Annotated in this window: 1 protein-coding gene; it reads right to left on the bottom strand. The window is 66.4% G+C overall.

Annotated features, from left to right (window positions below; translation table 11 throughout):
- Window positions 1-56 precede the first annotated feature (56 nt).
- The coding region (locus DSY14_RS28145) for a hypothetical protein (protein ID WP_211719607.1) at window positions 57-455 on the bottom strand (399 nt) is incomplete at its 5' end.

Below are 455 nucleotides of genomic sequence, written 5' to 3'. Positions count from 1 at the left end.
CATCCAGATTCCGGACTCACCCCCGGCGCCGGCGTCCGAATCTCAAACTCACCGACTCAAACCGTCCAGGCGGACTCCAGGTCCACGATGTCACCGGCGAGCGCCGCGACATCGGCCTCGATCTGGGCTCGCAGGGCGAGCCGCTCCACGCGTTCGGTGCGGTACTTTCCGTGCTCGGCGGCCGACAGCCACATGGAGAGGATCATGAACTCGTGGCCCGGCGCCTCACCGAAGAGGCCCCGCACCATGCCGGGAGAGCCGGCCATCGCGGGGTTCCAGACCTTCTCCTGCATCAGCGCGAAGTGCTCGGCACGCTCCTCATGAACGCGACAGTGCGCCACCCGCACCAGATCGGCGTCCGTGAAGCGCGGTTCGAAGCCGGTCTTCACATCGAAGCGGTAGTCGAAGAGCTTGACCTGCGGGTCCTTGAAGGTACCGGACTGTGAGGCGGCGAG

This window comes from Nocardiopsis sp. MG754419 (assembly GCF_018207095.1).
Taxonomy (GTDB): Bacteria; Actinomycetota; Actinomycetes; order Streptosporangiales; family Streptosporangiaceae; genus Nocardiopsis.
Note: the sequence above shows the minus strand (reverse complement) of the source record. Positions and strands in the feature narration are given on the sequence as shown.